21 protein-coding genes are annotated in these 18,610 nt (G+C 39.1%); 5 read left to right on the top strand and 16 right to left on the bottom strand.

What is annotated here, in order from left to right:
- Positions 1-92 precede the first annotated feature (92 nt).
- Positions 93-263, top strand: coding sequence for a hypothetical protein (locus PQ456_RS14460; protein ID WP_273612925.1), 171 nt, complete (start codon positions 93-95; stop codon positions 261-263).
- Positions 264-417: 154 nt separating this feature from the next.
- Here the strand turns inward: PQ456_RS14460 and PQ456_RS14465 are convergent, their stop codons facing one another.
- From PQ456_RS14465 to PQ456_RS14485, 5 genes are all read right to left on the bottom strand, one after another.
- Positions 418-948 (bottom strand): VanZ family protein, encoded by a 531-nt coding sequence (locus PQ456_RS14465; RefSeq protein WP_273612926.1) that lies wholly within the window; start codon positions 946-948, stop codon positions 418-420.
- A gap of 287 nt (positions 949-1,235) precedes the next feature.
- The gene (locus tag PQ456_RS14470; protein WP_273612927.1) at positions 1,236-1,727 is read right to left on the bottom strand and encodes a hypothetical protein; all 492 of its coding nucleotides are present in this window, start codon (positions 1,725-1,727) and stop codon (positions 1,236-1,238) included.
- 221 nt (positions 1,728-1,948) lie between these two features.
- Positions 1,949-2,401 (bottom strand): hypothetical protein, encoded by a 453-nt coding sequence (locus PQ456_RS14475; RefSeq protein ID WP_273612928.1) that lies wholly within the window; start codon positions 2,399-2,401, stop codon positions 1,949-1,951.
- Positions 2,402-2,605: 204 nt separating this feature from the next.
- Positions 2,606-3,208: a hypothetical protein gene (locus tag PQ456_RS14480; RefSeq protein WP_273612929.1), complete on the bottom strand. Its 603-nt coding sequence runs from the start codon at positions 3,206-3,208 to the stop codon at positions 2,606-2,608.
- 566 nt (positions 3,209-3,774) lie between these two features.
- On the bottom strand, positions 3,775-4,158 hold the full coding sequence (locus PQ456_RS14485) for a VOC family protein (protein ID WP_273612930.1): 384 nt from the start codon (positions 4,156-4,158) through the stop codon (positions 3,775-3,777).
- Between the two features lie 168 nt (positions 4,159-4,326).
- On the opposite strand from PQ456_RS14485, the gene PQ456_RS14490 reads away from it, so the two are divergent.
- The 3 genes from PQ456_RS14490 to PQ456_RS14500 all read left to right on the top strand — a co-directional run bounded on the left by PQ456_RS14490 (position 4,327) and on the right by PQ456_RS14500 (position 6,618).
- Positions 4,327-4,806: a hypothetical protein gene (locus PQ456_RS14490; protein WP_273612932.1), complete on the top strand. Its 480-nt coding sequence runs from the start codon at positions 4,327-4,329 to the stop codon at positions 4,804-4,806.
- Positions 4,807-5,042: 236 nt separating this feature from the next.
- Positions 5,043-5,906: an AraC family transcriptional regulator gene (locus PQ456_RS14495; protein WP_273612933.1), complete on the top strand. Its 864-nt coding sequence runs from the start codon at positions 5,043-5,045 to the stop codon at positions 5,904-5,906.
- A 175-nt stretch (positions 5,907-6,081) separates the two neighbouring features.
- Positions 6,082-6,618, top strand: a complete 537-nt coding sequence (locus PQ456_RS14500) for a GNAT family N-acetyltransferase (protein WP_273612934.1) — start codon at positions 6,082-6,084, stop codon at positions 6,616-6,618.
- 107 nt (positions 6,619-6,725) lie between these two features.
- Here PQ456_RS14500 and PQ456_RS14505 read toward each other — a convergent pair whose 3' ends face one another.
- Positions 6,726-7,025 carry a hypothetical protein gene (locus PQ456_RS14505; RefSeq protein ID WP_273612935.1) on the bottom strand — a complete coding sequence of 100 codons (300 nt, stop codon included), beginning with the start codon at positions 7,023-7,025 and terminating at the stop codon, positions 6,726-6,728.
- Positions 7,026-7,183: 158 nt separating this feature from the next.
- On the opposite strand from PQ456_RS14505, the gene PQ456_RS14510 reads away from it, so the two are divergent.
- Positions 7,184-7,447 carry an XRE family transcriptional regulator gene (locus tag PQ456_RS14510; RefSeq protein ID WP_273612936.1) on the top strand — a complete coding sequence of 88 codons (264 nt, stop codon included), beginning with the start codon at positions 7,184-7,186 and terminating at the stop codon, positions 7,445-7,447.
- Positions 7,448-7,575: 128 nt separating this feature from the next.
- On the opposite strand, the gene PQ456_RS14515 is transcribed toward PQ456_RS14510, so the two are convergent.
- The 10 genes from PQ456_RS14515 to folD all read right to left on the bottom strand — a co-directional run bounded on the left by PQ456_RS14515 (position 7,576) and on the right by folD (position 18,522).
- Positions 7,576-7,953, bottom strand: coding sequence for a hypothetical protein (locus PQ456_RS14515; RefSeq protein ID WP_273612937.1), 378 nt, complete (start codon positions 7,951-7,953; stop codon positions 7,576-7,578).
- Positions 7,954-8,106: 153 nt separating this feature from the next.
- Positions 8,107-8,940 (bottom strand): sporulation transcription factor Spo0A, encoded by an 834-nt coding sequence (gene spo0A / locus PQ456_RS14520; protein ID WP_204823437.1) that lies wholly within the window; start codon positions 8,938-8,940, stop codon positions 8,107-8,109.
- Between the two features lie 326 nt (positions 8,941-9,266).
- On the bottom strand, positions 9,267-11,006 hold the full coding sequence (recN, locus tag PQ456_RS14525) for a DNA repair protein RecN (RefSeq protein ID WP_273612938.1): 1,740 nt from the start codon (positions 11,004-11,006) through the stop codon (positions 9,267-9,269).
- A gap of 134 nt (positions 11,007-11,140) precedes the next feature.
- Complete coding sequence (gene ahrC, locus PQ456_RS14530; protein WP_069329109.1) at positions 11,141-11,590, bottom strand: transcriptional regulator AhrC/ArgR; 450 nt, start codon at positions 11,588-11,590, stop codon at positions 11,141-11,143.
- 468 nt (positions 11,591-12,058) lie between these two features.
- Positions 12,059-12,916 (bottom strand): TlyA family RNA methyltransferase, encoded by an 858-nt coding sequence (locus tag PQ456_RS14535; RefSeq protein WP_273612939.1) that lies wholly within the window; start codon positions 12,914-12,916, stop codon positions 12,059-12,061.
- Positions 12,917-13,022: 106 nt separating this feature from the next.
- Positions 13,023-14,927, bottom strand: coding sequence for a 1-deoxy-D-xylulose-5-phosphate synthase (dxs, locus tag PQ456_RS14540; RefSeq protein WP_273612940.1), 1,905 nt, complete (start codon positions 14,925-14,927; stop codon positions 13,023-13,025).
- Between the two features lie 216 nt (positions 14,928-15,143).
- Complete coding sequence (locus tag PQ456_RS14545; protein ID WP_373461974.1) at positions 15,144-16,046, bottom strand: polyprenyl synthetase family protein; 903 nt, start codon at positions 16,044-16,046, stop codon at positions 15,144-15,146.
- Positions 16,039-16,299: an exodeoxyribonuclease VII small subunit gene (gene xseB / locus PQ456_RS14550; protein WP_273612941.1), complete on the bottom strand. Its 261-nt coding sequence runs from the start codon at positions 16,297-16,299 to the stop codon at positions 16,039-16,041. The genes PQ456_RS14545 and xseB overlap by 8 nt, the downstream gene beginning before the upstream one ends.
- Positions 16,286-17,647 (bottom strand): exodeoxyribonuclease VII large subunit, encoded by a 1,362-nt coding sequence (gene xseA, locus PQ456_RS14555; RefSeq protein WP_273612942.1) that lies wholly within the window; start codon positions 17,645-17,647, stop codon positions 16,286-16,288. Before xseA ends, xseB begins: the two co-directional genes overlap by 14 nt.
- Before the next feature lie 17 nt (positions 17,648-17,664).
- Positions 17,665-18,522, bottom strand: coding sequence for a bifunctional methylenetetrahydrofolate dehydrogenase/methenyltetrahydrofolate cyclohydrolase FolD (gene folD / locus PQ456_RS14560; RefSeq protein WP_273612943.1), 858 nt, complete (start codon positions 18,520-18,522; stop codon positions 17,665-17,667).
- Between the last annotated feature and the right edge of the window lie 88 nt (positions 18,523-18,610).

Genomic DNA, 18,610 nt, shown 5'->3' on the forward strand with positions numbered 1-18,610 from the left:
TTTTCATATAATGAAATAATTATAAATGACTGGATATTTGAGCATTATAGGTTATGCTATATAAAAATATATACCGAATTGGAGGAATAATGATGAGTGTAAATATTGAGTTGGAACAACATATTACTACTTTGACCGATGAGGAAAAAAATGATTTTATCAAACATGTCTATTTAATCCTAAATAATCGTAGCAATTCGGATCTAATCGTTAGAGCTAAAATTAGTGAATTAGTAGGTCGTTATATCAATATCAGTAAATAACATACATCGCATACGATGATGAACTATTCATGATATCATTCTGCATTTTTAAATATAGAATACTCATTTTTAGCAAATAAAAAGTCGCTTTTTTATCAAAGCGACTTTTTGTGTTGCATGCTATTTTTTTATTAAATGCTATTGGTATAGATGTCTAGCGAAACCGTAGTCCGCTCTTTTTATGCTTGCGTCTACGGATCAAAATATAAAATAACATAACTAATACGATCCCAATTCCATCGACTAATGTATCTGTAAAATGCCCTGTTCGTCCTGATACAAATGTCTGATGCCATTCATCCGACAACGCATATAGATAAGATACAATACCTGCCCAGACAATCGGCGCATACTCTCGGCGTGTCAGTGGAGAAAACACACGACATAACAAAAACGCCAGAATCGCAAATTCAACCACATGCGCTATTTTACGAATAAAAAATTCAAAAAAATCATAAGGCGATGTGCCACTCACCAGATAACCATCATACGAAAATTCAATCGTAGGTGTAAATGTAGACAACGTGGACTCTGGAATCAAGTCTGCCAAAAACGGCTTCAAATCCTGCTCAATATACGGCTGATTGGATTTGTAAAAAATAAAAGCCATCCATGCTAAAGCCAGTACCGTCCATATGATCCAGCGAACGTACGGAAATTTTCGACTACTATAGATAGAACTCATTCAGCTTATCCCTCCAAACATATGCAGCATAGTATATCATATCCTGCACATCTGATCATCCCACTGTCCAAAGCAACATATCAAAAAACAGCCCGATCTTTACCAGACTGTTTTGGTTATTACACTATGTATTTTTCAGCACATACGGCTATCCTAGTATGTTTTTATCTTATCGACCCTATCGTGTCTTTAATCAAACATACTAGCTAGTCGTTAACCTATTTATCAAGTACAAACTTGTCTAGACAAACAGTCATTTTTCACGTTGCAATTACAGAATTCTTATTCTATTCGATAGGAGCACGTTCTACAAAATATTTATTTGTCATATAGAAAGCTTCACCACGTGATGTTTCCACTTTTCCTTTTTTCGGATCAAGGAACACAATCTCTTTACACTTCGTGCAATACCATTTGGTACGCATAAATGGTGAATCTGTAGTATAAGCTGTTCCACATTTGCAATCCACTTTGATCAAAATCTCATTTGCTTTATAAGCAGTGCTCAAGTCCTCAGCAGGATGTTGTTCTTCCGGCTGAATCGGAACAATCACACGTTGATGATCAGAGAATTGATTTTGTACTTTAAAATCAGCAACTAATTCGGGATTCAACCCAAAAAATTCTTTACCTATATTAGTCACATAACGCGTATTGCTTCTATAACTTTCAAGCCATTCCTCGATCTGCTGGTTCGATAAAGGTACAGTACCTTTTATACCACTGTTCAAGGTGTATGTCATGATGTGCAAAGCATCGCTTGGTCTGCTTGAGTACATTAGAAACCTCCTCTTTCTTCAAAGCTAATGTACTATAAATCATCGTTTTTATCAAAGCACGAAATTAACTAAAATCCCATGATATTGAATTCGCTAGTACATATATGCCGTTTTATTCCCGGTAAAACGGATTATTACATTTTTGTTACAAATAAGTCAGCAAGCATCGGACCCTACTTTCTAGCCTATCCCCCCTATTCGCGATGATTATGTACCATTGCTTAACTTATATAATCGCCCAGATCGACATGCCAAGTTATCTGGTTGCGGGCAATCCACAATTGGACAGCATCATGAAAATGCTGAGCATATTGCTTACGGGAGACCTCATTTACAGTACAAAAATGCTCTATTAATTGATATTTTTCTACCCAATCATTCATCGTAGCAAAGCCAATATGCTTGATCATATGACATTGGAAACATAACGACTGAAACCCGTTCAGGTACTGAACTTGTACGTCTGTATCAAATGTCCATATCTCATGGCAATGTAGCTTATCGATCGTATCCCCTTTGACACGATGACAGATACAGCAGCTATACTGATCACGCTTTTGAATATCCTGGCTGAATTGTCGCCACTGATAAGAAGTTAATCGATTACGAAGATTCAAGTGCATTGTCGATTCGGGAATTAATTCTATTTCTAACTTTAATTCATTATGATTCATAGAAGTTTCCTGTACCCAATCATTTTTGAGCTTCCTTAGATTATAACACTAATGTTAATAATTTATAACACTAATGTTAACATTAAGGCAAGACTAGAACTTGATTCAACGTACATAATTAATACGATTAAACTTTTGATCATTATATATCAATTATTCATTTTTTGAAATCGTTAAATCTAAGAAATGTAGATTTGGATCATTTTATTTGACAGTTAATTGAAATTTGCCGTTGATATTATTACCGATCTCATAATTATTGATCGTCATATATACAACCGTCTTTTTATTCCACGTCGGTAAATGTTCACCTTCTGCATATAATTGTTGGACATCGTCAATCATCTGCTCACATTTGGCTTGTACCTGCTGATCCGGTAAATCATATACCCCCTGCGCGCTATAATACGGTTCCATCTTCGGTTGATTGTAAATATCAATATATAGATACTCTAATTGATGAGATGGATCTTTGTAAAAGTAAATTTTATTGACTACAAAATCATCTGTCGCCACATAATCTTCGATCTGATGGGTCATATCATGAATAGCAGTATCTTCTTCTATCGTCCGCACATTCTTTTGGACAGTTGTTAACTCTTGTTGATACCTCTCAAGCTTCTTGGTTAGCGCCTGATTGCTCTGCTCACTCTGGTATATCGTTGTATAAAGCTTCTGATTGCTTATCCACAATACGCCAGCCAGTGCAGTTACTACTATTAGTAGAACAACGGCTATGATCCAACCGGTATGCCTTCTTTTATGCTGAATAACAGAAGTCGTCCAGTCTTTTTCTACAAACCGCATAACAACCTCCTTCAATATTATTCTCGTTTGCATTATACATGAAATGAATCATAAATCAGCACTTTTTTTACAAGCATGAGTAATGAATCAAGACTTTGGAATGAGGAAATAACAGCATTAGGTCTATCCACTTATTTTATAAATATTTGTCAAAAACACTAGCTGTTTATGTAAACCTATGGTAATATTAGTCCATACAGAAAGGAGGTGCGTCAACATTCAGATTAACATGTTGAACGCGTCCTTTACCCAATCCGAGGTTCTTGTCTAAACCACACGAACTTCGGAGGCGCGGGATGCGGATCAAAGATTTCAATTAGCGCCATCGGGTTAGAAAGACCACCTTCGGGTGGTCTTTTTATGTGCAAAAAAATATTTTTCCGAGTAATTCATATTTTTTTTCAGATAAAACTAACTTATTAAGGAAACTATGTTAATATGAAGTTAAATCCTATTACATAAGCCAAATAACTTCCTGAATATAGGGTATCCGTAACATCAAAGGAGGTTTATGACGAAAAGATAGATTGCACTTTCATTAAAAGGCATATAGTTCTTTTGTTTGTCTACTCTTCATAGGGAGCATCCAACTCTATAATATTATGATCAGGATCAAGAATATAAATCTGTGCAAAGCCGGCCAAACTATGGGGACGTGCTTCATAGAATACATTTTGTTGATCTAACCACTCCAATGTCTGACGATAACTCCTTACCCAGATAGCTAGATGTCCATCTGTTGAATCAATATTCCCCTCACGTAATGTTTCTCCTTGCGGTTGCTGTATCAAATGCAACTGTTGCTCACCTATTGCATACCATATTCCTACAGAATCAAATGGCGGACGCTCAATTTCTTTCAATTGAAGTACGTCAGAATAAAAGACACGAGATCTATTAATATCACGTACTGCCAAACTCATATGATGAATATATTCAAATTCAATCATGTTTGTGTTCTCCTTTTGTCTTTTTTTATTCATTGTTGGAACATTCTTTTTCTATATTATCCTGTATGTATGGATAAAGTAAATTCAGTTAGAGAGTGAAACGTGAAAAAGGGATTCTATTTACTAGGCATATGCTGTTCAAATTAGTATTCAAAGGAGAAATAAATAATGAAAAAAACATGGGTTACATTGGGTCTTACAACAGTGACAGCACTAGCGCTCGTAGTTCCTTTCCATTCATCTGCTTATGCGGCTACTTCTACAGCAACTCAAGAAACTACTCCTTCTTCGATCGATAGTCAGAATATTGATCTCAATTTCGACCTTGTACTTCAAAAAGGAAACTCTGTTGTCAAATCGAGTACATTCCCTTCTTATAAAGATCTGGTATCAGCAACAGCTGATCTTACCCTTCGTTCAGATGAACGTATCGTTTTATCCTATGAAGGCTATGATGTAGTTAAGAAAAAATGGGTTCCTGTTAATGTAAACATATACGATTATTCTTATAATAGTGATATCAGTCTGGCTCCAGACCCTAATGCAGATGGTGGTCGTGGTGCTGTTCAATTCCGTTTTGTAATAGCAGGATTCAATATCCAACAAACATCTCACCAAAAAATATCTGTACACTATTTTGCTTCTTAACGATAATATCTACAACTCATTTTAAAAACGTATAACATACAGATAGATAACCCTCTGACTTACGCTTGTTATCATAAGCAGAAGCTAGAGGGTTATTATTTAATTTCTCTACTTGAGTACATCTATTTCTAGCCACCCTATGAAAAATAATTGCCAACTTTTAAGAGAACGCTTACAATATGTAATATTAATATTCAATTAGCTATCTATTTTTTAACGCAGGAGGTACATTCACAATGATATCCAGCGAAAACGATTTGCATCATTTCTCTCAAAAGCCTATCCGCTTTATTCTCACCCCTTCTCCTGTCGCTCAATCCACTTATCTGTATATTCAAGAAATCGGGTATCATTATATCGATTCATCTTCTTCTATTAAGCATGCCAAAATTGCGTCCTATCTGTTCTTATATACATTGTCCGGTTCTGGTTGTCTGTATTATCGAGGACAGTCTTTTCTATTACAAGCAGGTGATTTCTTCTGGATCGATTGCAAAGAAGAATACCGCTATGAAGCAAAGTCCGAACAACCATGGGAAACGTTATCGATCCATATGTATGGAGCCACAATAGCGGGCTACTATGATCAATATGACAATAATCAGATGCCAGTATATCATTCACAATCGTCTTCGCTGATTCTGGAGCTAGCTCAACAATTACTTAACTTGCAATACACACGTACACAGAAAACAGAGCTTCTGAATGCTCAACTCCTCACACAATTGTTAACCGAGATCATCTTAACGACGATCTATGCCAAAGACAATACATACAGCATCCCCTCCAAAATTCTGAATATGCAAACTTATCTCGAACATAACTACACGCAAGCGATCACACTCGACCAGCTCGCCAAACAATACGGGATGAACAAATTTCAACTGACCAAAGATTTCAAACAATATATCGGACTCCCTCCGATCGAATACCTGATCCATATTCGGATCAATGCTGCCAAAGGCATGCTACAATATTCCGACAAAAGCGTCCAAGAAATCGCCAACGAAGTCGGCGTAGACAATGTATCTCATTTTATCAATTTATTCAAAGCCAGAGTCAATTGCACCCCGCTTAGTTACCGAAAAGAATGGTCGTAACGATAATTCAGACGACGGATGACATCATATAACTCTCTACATTTCACTGTACTTTATAAACACTATTTTAAGTGTAGTATACGTATATTCTCCTGTGAACAATAGAAATTATTCCTAATATATGGTATAAAAAATATGATAAATAAAGGATACTATTATTCATAAGGAGAATACGATGCTTATTTCGAACGATCATTTGTCTATTCGTTCTCTTACCATTGAAGATAAAAATAACCTTGCAAAATGGATGTCTGACCCTACAGTTTTGCAATATTATCAAGGTCGAGATGAACCTCTAGATGTGGACAAAGTCACTGAAATCTTTTACGATCCAGATAATGAAGATGTTCAGTGTATTATCGAATATGATGGTATACCGATAGGTTATATTCAATATTACCTGTTAGATCAAGAAAGCAGAAATGTATACGGATATCATGACTCTAGTGAAGTGATCTATGGGATGGATCAGTTTATCGGCGAACCAGACTATTGGAATCGGGGTATTGGTACTCTACTCATCCAGACAATGATCACCTTCCTCACACAGCAAAAACAAGCCCACCGCATCGCAATGGACCCTCAGACATGGAATACGAGAGCACTCCATTGTTATAAAAAATGTGGATTCCAAAAAGTAAAATTATTACCCAACCATGAATGGCATGAAGGTGAATATCGGGATTGTTGGTTAATAGAGTACAAAAAGTAGTAAAAGCTTATAATGAGGTTAGATAGAATTGAAAAATATGCAATTGTACGTTATGATTTGGCTGATATACATATGTAGGACATATTTATTTTAGAGGATATGCAAAGTCAATAACTGTACAGCACCTGACTTAATTGCAAGCCATCTTTGATCCCCTGCTCATACATCGTCGATTCTGCTAATCCTTGAATAAGCGTCACTACTTCTTCGTATTGGGTGAACAGAATTTGGATATCTGACGGAAGCTGATCATAGATAGTGGCAAATAGTTCTGTGCATTCAGTGGTGAGGGCTTGATACTCAGGCGAAGGCGAAATAGCATCCTCACTCACTTGATCCATACGTGTGGATATGAACTGATTGAAGGCTTCTTTGATTTGGGCTTTTCTATGTAGTAGTTGGGTCATTTAAAGTCCTCATCTCTAATTTAATAATTACCAAACTTTAAAAGTACTACTTTATTAGTACTATATTTATTTAAATATACTACTTTTCGAGTACTACGTCAATAAGTCATTAAAATAATTTAATAGTGTTACTTTAAGTGAAAGGCGGCTACGATTCAATGGAACAAATTCGATTTAAACTAAATGAAACTTTGAAAATTATTGGGGCTACTCGAAATAAATTATCTGTAGAATCTAAAATACGTTCTGCTACTATTTTAGACTTAGCAAGTGGTAATACTCGCACAATCAAATTAGAAACACTAATCAGTATACTGAATGCAATTAACGAAATTGCTATCAATAATGGAGTAAATCGTACATTTGATATTGAAGATATTATAGAATACATTCCTGTGGACCAAGAGAAAAAAGACCAATAAATTTTGGTCTTTTCTTAATTTCAGGATTTATTATTTATATTTAGAAAAGATTGTAAAGGCGCTTCATGTAAAAAATATTTCTGTGCCAACTCAATTTATCAACAAAATGGTTAATTATATCTTAACTTTTATAAAGATCTCATCTTACTTTTTAAATTTTCTTTATACTCTTTTTTCTCACTAATAACAATTTCTAAAATATATTTATGTTCAATTATTTTACGTAATCTTCGAAAGTATACTATTATTATTACTGCCAAAAACGTAAGTGTTAATGTAGCCAAAATATACGAAAAAAATAATCCTAATTCTTCACGAGCTGAAAAAAATTGTTGATAAAGAAAAACAAATATTCCAATTAGTAAAACCATCAAAGGATGTTTATATACAGCCTCACTTGCTTCTAATCTAGCTTTTTCTAGCTCTAAATCACTAACTTTCTCTTTAAAATATCTCAACTTTTGTTTTCTTCTACTTTCTAATGTTTTCAATTCTTGAAATTTCATTTGGGAATTTTCTCCTTATAATATTCTTTAGAAAACTTAAAATTAGTACATATGGAAATAATAGTTAATAAAATGCCACTCACTATAGAAAAAATCTCTATCAATAAGTGGCATTAATTAACATACAATTTAGCAAATAAATTTTCTACTCTGTTAATTCGGAACCTTATGCTCAATTCTAAGCTTGTCTGCTACCATCGCGATGAACTCCGAATTGGTAGGTTTGCTTTTACTAATATTAATCGTATAGCCGAACAAATGACTGATACTATCAATATTCCCTCTTGTCCAAGCCACTTCGATGGCGTGGCGGATGGCACGTTCTACGCGGGAAGGGGTTGTTTTGAACTTGTCTGCGATTGCAGGATATAAGGTCTTGGTGATCGATCCTAGAATCTCGATATTGTTGTAGACCATCGTGATCGCTTCACGTAAGTATTGGTAGCCTTTGATATGTGCAGGAACGCCGATCTCGTGGATGATTGCTGTAATATTCGCATCCAAATTCTTGCCTCTTGTTACAGGCGGTAGACCGTTATTGACTTTGTTGCCCATGCTATTGCTGCTATTACCTGGTTGCATATTGCCACCGCTATTGGTAATCGGAGATCCTACCAATTGGCGCACACGACTTACCAGTACTTCCATATCGAAAGGCTTGAGGATATAGTAAGACGCACCCAGTTGTACTGCACGTTGTGTAATATTTTCTTGACCAAATGCAGTCAGCATAATAATCTTCGGTGCTGGAGATAGATTCATATCCCGCAAGCGTTCTAGTACGCCCAATCCATCGAGGTGTGGCATAATGATATCCAAGATCAACACATCTGGAAGATCTGGTAATTGATCGATCATCTGCAATACTTCTTCCCCATTAAATGCGATACCTGCTACTTCCATATCTTCTTGATTGGAAATATATTCAGCAAGCATATTGGTAAATTCACGATTATCGTCCGCTAATAATACTTTGATATCTGACACGGTATAATTCCTCCTTATGAGTTTTCTTTAACTATGATATAGCGGTTCGTTGGACTTGCATCATTAGACTGTTTGGGAATGATTGAAGACTATATTTGAACTTTAATCACAGTGATCACAAAGTCTTTACAGAAATTTGACTGTTTTGGACTCTTTAGTATAGTTTTCGACATCAACAAGGGTATTCCTGCTGTCGAATGTAAAAAAGCGGATTATTTTTCCATATTTGCTAACTTGGTTGATGAACAGACCTTATCTATATGTATAACACAAAAGGAAGAGCTTTAAGCTCTTCCTTTTGACTTGAGCATCACTTATGCATTTGCTTAGTGTACTGCATACGTAGAGCTATCTTTACGCGCTTCAGCAAGCTTCAACATTTCATGAGCATGATGATTCGTTTTTTCGGTAATCTCTACTCCACCTAGCATACGAGCAAGTTCACCGACACGTCCATCTTCATGAAGCGAAGTTACACGAGTCGCTGTGCGATCTCCAATAATATGCTTTTCGATCAGGTATTGATGATCTGCCATACAAGCTACTTGCGGTAAGTGAGTAATCGAGAATACCTGACAATCAGCAGATAATTTGAACAATTTCTCTGCGATCGACTGAGCTGCCCGACCACTCACCCCTGTATCCACTTCATCGAATACCAGTACAGGGACTTGATCATGACGAGCAAAGATACTTTTCAGTGCAAGCATAATACGTGACAACTCACCACCGGAAGCAATTTTACCCAGTGGACGTAAAGGTTCACCCGGGTTAGGAGAGATCAGGAATTCTGCATTATCGATCCCTTGACGGGTAACGCGAATTGTTCGTCCATTCCACTCTGCTCCATTAGGATCATCAATATAATCCATATTGACACGTAGTGAAGTACGTTCCATTTGCAAATGTTTAAGCTCTGCTTCGACTTGATTAGCCAGTTCATCTGCTGCTTTACGGCGAATCTTACTTAATTTCTCACCGGTCTGAAGCAACTTATCACGTAACCGATCACGACGTTCTGTCATTTCAGCCAGACGTTCGTCTTTATTCTCAAGTAGATCGGTCTCATGTTGAATTTTCTCATAGTACGTTAGAATTTCTTCTACATTGTCTCCGTACTTGCGACGCAGACCAGAGATCTGATTCAGACGAGTCTCTACTTCTTCCAGACGACCTGGATTAAATTCAATATTTTCGCGATAACTACGCAATTGATAAGCAGCATCTTCCAACTGATAAAAAGCCGATTGTAACTGCTCTAGAATTGGGTCTAATGCTTTGGAATCGTAACGAGCTACATCTTCTAGCTGTGAAATAGCGACCGTTACAGAACCCATGCCGCCGTCACCATTGATCGAATGATATCCACCTACGATGGCTTCCATCATTTTTTCACTATGAGATAGACGTAGACGTTCTTCTTGTAATAGATCATCTTCTCCTACTTCAAGTTCTGCTGACGCAATTTCTTCAAGTTGGAAACGGTATAGGTCTAGCATTTGATATGTTTTCTGACTGGTTTCTTGTAGATCACGTAATTCACGTTCTACTTTGGCATAGTCTGCATATTGTTGTTGATATTGAATTTTTACTGGATTGATATCTGCAAATCCGAATGTATCTAGCAAGCTCAGATGACGTTCTGGCTTCATCAAAGATTGGTGCTCATGCTGTCCATGAATATTGACCAGTTGCTCACCGATCTCACGCAACATTGTCAGATTCACTAACTGTCCATTAATACGCGCAGTACTCTTACCACTCGCTGTCACTTCACGGCGAATGACTAGATGTTCTTCTGCGGTTCCCTGAATGCCAAGCCGTGACATCGTATCCCATACCGGGTGATCTCCACGTAGCTCGAATAACGCTTCCATCTCAGCTTTATCATTTCCGTAACGTACCAATTCCGCTGAACCTCGACTACCTGCAATCAGACCTAATGCATCAATAATAATTGATTTACCTGCACCTGTCTCACCGCTCAGTACATGGAATCCTTTATGAAAATAAACGTCGATTTCTTCAACAACAGCCAGGTTTTTAATGCTCAGCATAACTAGCATGAGCCTCACTCCTCTTCGTATAAAAGACTATAGAGCAACGCTTTTAGACCGAGATGGATCAAGCTCATGCTGTTAGGCTGACCGCTTGTGTGCCGAGCCGAACATTAACGTATCCATTACAACGAGATTGATGATTATGAGATAAAGCTCATAATTTGATCAATCACCTGTTGGCTGTCTTCCGGTTGACGGCAAATAATCAGTAGCGTATCGTCTCCTGAAATAGTTCCCATAATCTGAGGCCATTCCATATTGTCGATAAGCGCTGCGATTGAATTCGCTGTACCTGGTAAGAACTTCATAACCACCAGATTAGTTGTAAAATCTACTTGCAAGAAATTGTCCACCAATGCACGCTTTAACTTCTGCACCGGGTTATAACGTTGATCCGTTGGTAATGAATATTTATACCTTCCGTCATCCGTTGGAATTTTGATTAGTAATAGTTCTTTAATATCCCGTGATACGGTTGCTTGTGTTACTTGAAAGCCTGCATTACGCAATGCTTCGACTAGATCGTCTTGAGTTTCGATATCTTGATGGGTGATAATCTCCCGTATTTTGATATGTCGTTGTCCCTTCATAAAGACCTCCGTTTGTGATGTGCTCTCTACAGTCTTAACCTTCCGCTATCTCTATCTGTGTGTATTTATGCACCATACACAGAACATGCTCACATCTTTATTCGTGAACATATACGTATATTCCTTTTTGTGAATGGAAAATACTGTAGATATGAGGATCATTGATCATTAGCCGAACAGATTATCCTATTGTAACATCCAGAACGAGAAGGTCCAAGCTTCAGCGATCTCAATTGAGTCGATTCGCTGTGAAGCATATAGGCTACACTGATAGTGCTAAGCGCTATAGTCGGAACGTTCGTTCTCATTATATAGGAATACCTGTTCGTAAATCAATAGTCTTTTGAAATTAGTTTTTTCTTCCAGTTGAATCAATACATACGAACAAAAAAACCTGAGCTCAGTAACATACACCGAACATCAGGTCTTTGTTGTGTTTGAATCCATATCAATCGATCTTTATTATTTTTACTTTTTAGCAGAACCCCCGCGAAACGTATGAGCCGCTTCAAGTGCGGTCTGCGAAGCAAGTGCAGGAATATCGATAACATCCAGTTGCTCGGCAGTATCGTCTCCTTCACCGGAAGGCAGATACCAGTGAGCTAGAAATTCAATATTCCCTTCTCCCCCGGTAATCGGTGAAAAAGTAACACCTTTCAATACGTATCCGATTTCTCTGGCAAAAGTAAGCACATGTAGCAATACTTCTTCATGAATCTTCGGATCACGTACAACGCCTGTTTTGCCCACTTTTTCACGACCAGCTTCAAATTGAGGCTTAATCAGTGCTGCAATATCAGCAGGACGATCTAGCAAGTCTTTGAGTGGTGGTAACATCAATCGTAACGAGATAAAGGATACATCGATACTTGCAAAATTAGGACGTGGCCCTTCCAGTTGATCCGGTGTCATATAACGGAAGTTCGTCCGCTCCATCACCTGTACTTGTGGATGGTTCCGAAGTGACCAATCAAGCTGGTTGTAACCAACATCAATCGCATATACATATTCGGCTCCATGCTGTAATGCACAGTCGGTAAATCCTCCTGTTGAAGAACCAATATCAAGCATCGTTCGTCCTGTCATCGGGATTTCAAAATGTTTGAGTGCTTTCTCTAGCTTCAATCCGCCACGACTTACATATGGATGAACAGAACCTTTGACATTGAGATCTGTATCCCGAGCGATCTTCATGCCGGGCTTCTCCAGACGTTCTGTGCCTGCATAGACTAATCCAGCCATAATGGCTGCTTTGGCTTTCTCACGACTCTCGTAGTAGCCTTGTTCGACGAGTAAGACGTCAATTCGTTCTTTATCACTTGCCATGATTGGATATCTCCTAGCTTGCAAAATGAGATAACAACATGAAACGAAGCGGACAAAATACTCTCCGCTTCGCTTCTGTTGATCTTATGGTGTATTTATAAAAAGATTAGACTGAGTTTTTGTGAAATGTAATCGCTTCGCCTGGCGCAAGCGCTTTGAGAGCAGTAGCGATATTTTCAGTAGTTAATCCTGCTTCACGTTGTTGGTCTTTGATACTGCCATGTTCGATAAATTCATCCGGTACACCCATGATGCCTACAGCAACATCGTGTAATCCTTTTGAAGCATAAAACTCAAGCACAGCACTACCCATACTACCTGCTTGGGAAGCTTCTTCGACAACAAGCATACGTGTACCTTTTGCAGCTAGATCAAGCAACAATTGCTCATCTAACGGCTTCATAAAGCGCGCATTCACTACCGACACGTTCATACCGTCACGTTTCAGTTCATCGGCTACTTCCAATCCAAGCTGAACCATCGGCCCAGAACCTAGAATTGCGTAACCTTCCCCTTCACGTACCGTTTCCCATTGTCCGATAGGAATAGCTGTTAACACTTGATCCAAAGGAACACCTAAGCCGTTAATACGTGGATAACGGTAAGCGATAGGGCCTTCATTGTAATCAAGAGCTGTTTTCATCATATGACGAAGTTCATTCTCATCCTTCGGCATCATAATAACCATATTCGGGATATGACGCATAAATGCGATATCATATACCCCTTGGTGAGTCTCTCCATCTGCACCGACAAAGCCAGCACGATCAATGGCAAACATTACATTTGCATTGTGACGGCAAATATCATGCACAATCTGATCATACGCACGCTGCATAAATGTAGAATATACCGCATAGACAGGTTTCATGCCTTCCATTGCAAGCGCCGCACACATCGTAGCTGCATGTTGCTCTGCGATCCCTACATCAATCATACGATCAGGGAAACGCGCTGCAAATGGGAACAATCCTGAACCACCCGGCATCGCCGGTGTCACTGCTACAATACGCTCATCTTGCTCTGCAAGTTCGATCAATGTCTGACCGAATACTTCAGTATACATCGGATGACCGCCTGCTGCTTTGAGTACTTGACCGGATTCAATTTTGTATGGCGTAATTCCATGCCATTTGTAGGAATCCGCTTCTGCTGGTAGGTATCCTTTACCTTTGATCGTTACTACATGGATCATTACCGGACCTTCTACATTATCCGCTTGTTGCAACGTTTCCAACAATTTAGGAATATCATGACCATCGACAGGTCCTAGATAAGTGAATCCTAATTCTTCAAATAGTACACCCGATACCATAGCATATTTCAGCGTATCTTTAAGCTTTTCAGCCGTTTTGGCAATTTTATCACCGATTGCTGGAATCTTTTTGATCAATGATTCCATTTCATCTTTAGCACGCAAATAATTTTTATCCGAGCGAATTTTGCCTAGATATTTGTGCATTGCGCCTACGTTTGGAGCAATCGACATTTCGTTATCATTTAAAATAACTGTCAATTTACGTTGCTCATGACCGATATGGTTCAATGCTTCAAATGCCATACCGCCTGTTAACGCACCGTCACCGATAATCGCGATAACTTTGTTATCTTCTTTTTTGAAATCACGTGCAAGTGCCATACCCATAGCCGCAGATAAAGAAGTACTGCTATGTCCGGCTTCCCATACGTCATGTTCACTTTCATTCCGTTTGACAAATCCGCACAATCCTTTATATTTACGCAATGTATCAAAACGATCCATCCGTCCTGTCAATACTTTGTGCACATACGCTTGATGTCCAACATCAAAAATCATTTTGTCTTTTGGACTATCATACAAATAATGAAGTGCCAGGGTGAGCTCCACTACACCCAGATTAGAAGCAAGGTGCCCGCCAGTTGCTGACAATTTTTCGATCAGAAATTGACGAATCTCACCTGCTAAATCGGCTAATTGCTCTGTTGTTAGATCTTTAAGATCACTTGGTTGATGAATCTGTGGAAGCAGCACACCATTTCCCCGCTTTCCTTGTTGAATGCTTATCTACATCCAATTGGTTTTAAAATTATAATGTTTACCTTGCCTAACTTTTCATCTATCTTTTATATTATTATTCACTATATCACAACATTCCATTTTTTTCGAAAATGCCTAAATGGATGTACCTGAATAATGAATGTCTATCCTATATACGTATAGACGAACAAAAATGATCATACCTTGCGATTAATGATCTCTTTTCATCAAATAATCTGCAATTTCGGCTAGTCGTTGTGAATCTGCTAGATTAGCTTCTGCTAATGCTTGCTTCGCACTTTCCGTTAAGCGTTCTACCTCAGCTTGAGAAGCTTCGAGTCCGATAAAGTAAGGATACGTCACTTTTTGAGCTTTAATATCGCTTTGTGTCTTTTTACCCAGTAATGCCTCGTCTCCAATCACATCCAGAATATCATCCTGAATTTGAAACGCTAGACCAAGGTCAGAACCGAAGCGTCGCAAGGCATCCAGCTGTTCTTCAGTTGCCCCGGCTGTACGTGCGCCAGCAGTCAAAGAGAACATAAATAGATCGGCTGTTTTGTGCAAATGAATATATTCCAGTTGAGCAATTTCGGTCATCCCTTGCTCGCCTTCCATATCAGCCACCTGACCGCCTACCATCCCGCGCGGTCCTGCATATTCAGACATATCGCTGATAATCGCTAATACCGCTTCAGCAGGCACACCGGCTTTGGCTGCTTCGGTTACGGTGTAGAACGCTTGCGTTAACAGCGCATCCCCAGCTAAAATCGCCATCGCTTCTCCGTATACTTTATGATTCGTCAATTTACCACGACGATAATCGTCATTATCCATTGCTGGTAGATCATCATGCACAAGTGAATACGTATGCACCATTTCTACAGCACAAGCTACAGGAAGAGCTGCTTGACGGCTTCCGCCCAAAGCTTCAGCGGCGGCAATCACGAATAATGGACGCAGTCTTTTGCCACCTGCCATTAACGAATATTGCATCGATTCTTGTAGATTGACTGGTACACTCCACTCAATCGGTAAAACAAATTTCAGTTGATCGCCCACATAAGTAGCAATCTCTTGCATATATGTTTGTAGATCCGGACGATTAGTCAATACTGCCACCGCTTTCTGATGCATCAAACGGCTTTTTGCGCAGTTCGCCATCTTCCTCTACGATCATTTCGATTTTGCGTTCTACTTGCTCTAACTTCGAACCGCAGACTTGAGACAATTTCATTCCTTGTTGAAAAAGGTCGATTGCTTTTTCCAATGGAACATCTCCATTTTCCAGTTCGGAGACGATTTCTTCCAGACGATCCATTGCTTCTTCGAAGTTTAACTCTTTTTCTTTTTCAGCTTTTGCCATCGGTTGCCGCCTCCTTGATCTCTGTCACCTGACAATTCAATTGTCCATCTTCTACATTGACGATAATAGAATCGCCTTGTTGCACCTGCTGTACGGATTTGACCAATTGTTCTTGTTCGTCATACACCAGACTGTACCCTCTAGCCATCACTTTAAGCGGACTAAGCGCATCTAATTGCTTCATACCGAAGCCTAACTTTTGTTGCTTTTGCCGTAAAATACTGCTCATACGAAGTTCCAGTTGTTGACGTGCTACGTCTGTACGACGACGAGCATAAATCAATTGTTCTTGCGGATTATGACGAGCTAAGCGCTGGTTGAATCGTCCCAGACGATCACGCTGAATATGAGCACGACGCTGTAGACTGCTACTTAACCGTCTTTCTAACATATCTAATCTCGTCATATGTTGAACCAAATGACGTTGCGGATGTAACAACACAGGTGCACGACGTAGACGTTCTAATCGTTCACGTTGACGCTGAGATAGACGTAACAGCCCTTGCTTGAGTTGTCTACGCCGTTGTTCTACTTGAGCGCGTAATTCATTGATATTCGGTACAGCTAGCTCTGCCGCCGCTGTAGGCGTTGCAGCACGAAGATCGGCTACAAAGTCAGCAATCGTAAAGTCAGTCTCATGACCGACCGCAGAAATAATAGGAATCGTTGAAGAAGCGATAGCACGTGCCACGATTTCTTCATTGAACGCCCATAATTCTTCCAGTGATCCACCACCACGACCGACAATCAATACATCTGCTTCTTGCATACGATTGAAATTTTGGATCGCTTTGACGACAGAAGCTCCTGCCCCTTTTCCTTGCACCAGTACAGGGTAGACTTCAATCTTAACGATCGGATATCGTCTACGAATCGTTGTTAAAATATCTCGCACTGCTGCTCCTGTACCGGAAGTAATCACACCGATCACTTTGGGATACAGAGGTAATGGACGCTTACGTGTAGAATCAAAAAGCCCTTCATGCTCCAACTTCTGCTTGAGCTGTTCATAGGCAAGATATAGACTTCCTATGCCATCCGGTTGCATTTGCGTCACATAAAATTGATACTGTCCGTCCCTTTCAAATACAGAGATATTGCCTTTTGCCATCACTCTAGCGCCTTCTTTAGGTATAAAAGGAAGACGCTGATTGTGAGAAGCAAACATAATCGTTTTGATACGACTGCTTTCATCTTTTAACGTAAAATACATATGTCCACTGGAATGATGGGTGAAATTCGAAATTTCACCGCGTAACCATACCTCGGACAACAATGGATCGGATTCCATTTTCATCCGAATATATTTGTTTATTTCTTTGATTGAATAGACTTTTTGCTGCTGCATACCATCAGCCGCCTTCCTTACTTCAAGCCGTGAGCACGTTTCGCAGCGACCAGAGTGTTCTGCATTAACATCGTAATCGTCATTGGGCCTACACCGCCGGGTACAGGAGTAATTGGACCGGATACTTGCTTCGCACTTTCAAAATCAACATCGCCTGCAAGCTTACCGTTATCCAGACGATTTACCCCTACATCGATAACGACAGCACCGGGCTTGATATAGCTAGCATCGACAAAGTTAGCTTTTCCGATCGCTACTACCAGAATATCTGCTTGTTTGGCTAATTCTTTCATATTGCTTGTCCGGGAGTGACACATCGTTACTGTTGCATTTTCACGTTGTAATAGTAGAGATACCGGTTTACCTACAATGTTACTGCGTCCAATGACTACAGCATGTTTACCCGAAATCTCAACGCCTGCACGCTTGATTAATTCAATTACGCCCGCAGGTGTACAAGGCAATAGGCTATCGTCACCAATAACCAGATTTCCTACGCTGATCGGGTGAAAACCATCGACATCTTTTTCTGGAGAAATCGCATTGATAATTGCTTTTTCTTCAATCTGCTCTGGCAATGGAAGCTGTACTAAAATGCCGTTAATATTTTCTTGCTTATTCAATCGATCGACCATCGCTAACAATTCTTCTTGCGAAGTTGTAGATGGTAGACGGTGTACTTCAGAGTAATAGCCAAGATCATGACAAGCTTTTTCTTTATGGCGCACATATACTTGTGAAGCAGGGTCTTCCCCTACCAGTACAACAGCGAGCCCTGGTTGGAAACCTGTTGTTTTCAATTGTTCCATTTCTTGACGGATACCTTCACGAATGTCTTCTGCTATTTGTTTACCATTGATAATTGTTGCTGTCATGATAATCGCTCCTTTACCTGTTCGGAAAATTAAGTTTTATCGTTCAACTGCTTGACGTTTATCGTTGATGTCTGATGATCTTTTACTC

Source organism: Paenibacillus kyungheensis, assembly GCF_028606985.1.
In the GTDB taxonomy this organism is placed as follows: Bacteria; Bacillota; Bacilli; order Paenibacillales; family Paenibacillaceae; genus Saccharibacillus; species Saccharibacillus kyungheensis.

What these genes read in the sequence shown, in the direction of transcription:
- PQ456_RS14505 (WP_273612935.1), bottom strand. Translation starts at nt 7,025, where the DNA reads ATGACCCAACTACTACATAGAAAAGCCCAAATCAAAGAAGCCTTCAAT.
- PQ456_RS14485 (WP_273612930.1), bottom strand. Translation starts at nt 4,158, where the DNA reads ATGATTGAATTTGAATATATTCATCATATGAGTTTGGCAGTACGTGAT.
- recN (WP_273612938.1), bottom strand. Translation starts at nt 11,006, where the DNA reads ATGCTAGTTATGCTGAGCATTAAAAACCTGGCTGTTGTTGAAGAAATC.
- xseB (WP_273612941.1), bottom strand. Translation starts at nt 16,299, where the DNA reads ATGGCAAAAGCTGAAAAAGAAAAAGAGTTAAACTTCGAAGAAGCAATG.
- PQ456_RS14490 (WP_273612932.1), top strand. Translation starts at nt 4,327, where the DNA reads ATGAAAAAAACATGGGTTACATTGGGTCTTACAACAGTGACAGCACTA.
- PQ456_RS14495 (WP_273612933.1), top strand. Translation starts at nt 5,043, where the DNA reads ATGATATCCAGCGAAAACGATTTGCATCATTTCTCTCAAAAGCCTATC.
- PQ456_RS14465 (WP_273612926.1), bottom strand. Translation starts at nt 948, where the DNA reads ATGAGTTCTATCTATAGTAGTCGAAAATTTCCGTACGTTCGCTGGATC.
- PQ456_RS14535 (WP_273612939.1), bottom strand. Translation starts at nt 12,916, where the DNA reads ATGGCAAGTGATAAAGAACGAATTGACGTCTTACTCGTCGAACAAGGC.
- PQ456_RS14470 (WP_273612927.1), bottom strand. Translation starts at nt 1,727, where the DNA reads ATGTACTCAAGCAGACCAAGCGATGCTTTGCACATCATGACATACACC.
- PQ456_RS14510 (WP_273612936.1), top strand. Translation starts at nt 7,184, where the DNA reads ATGGAACAAATTCGATTTAAACTAAATGAAACTTTGAAAATTATTGGG.
- PQ456_RS14515 (WP_273612937.1), bottom strand. Translation starts at nt 7,953, where the DNA reads ATGAAATTTCAAGAATTGAAAACATTAGAAAGTAGAAGAAAACAAAAG.
- xseA (WP_273612942.1), bottom strand. Translation starts at nt 17,647, where the DNA reads ATGCAGCAGCAAAAAGTCTATTCAATCAAAGAAATAAACAAATATATT.
- folD (WP_273612943.1), bottom strand. Translation starts at nt 18,522, where the DNA reads ATGACAGCAACAATTATCAATGGTAAACAAATAGCAGAAGACATTCGT.
- ahrC (WP_069329109.1), bottom strand. Translation starts at nt 11,590, where the DNA reads ATGAAGGGACAACGACATATCAAAATACGGGAGATTATCACCCATCAA.
- PQ456_RS14480 (WP_273612929.1), bottom strand. Translation starts at nt 3,208, where the DNA reads ATGCGGTTTGTAGAAAAAGACTGGACGACTTCTGTTATTCAGCATAAA.
- PQ456_RS14460 (WP_273612925.1), top strand. Translation starts at nt 93, where the DNA reads ATGAGTGTAAATATTGAGTTGGAACAACATATTACTACTTTGACCGAT.
- PQ456_RS14500 (WP_273612934.1), top strand. Translation starts at nt 6,082, where the DNA reads ATGCTTATTTCGAACGATCATTTGTCTATTCGTTCTCTTACCATTGAA.
- PQ456_RS14475 (WP_273612928.1), bottom strand. Translation starts at nt 2,401, where the DNA reads ATGAATCATAATGAATTAAAGTTAGAAATAGAATTAATTCCCGAATCG.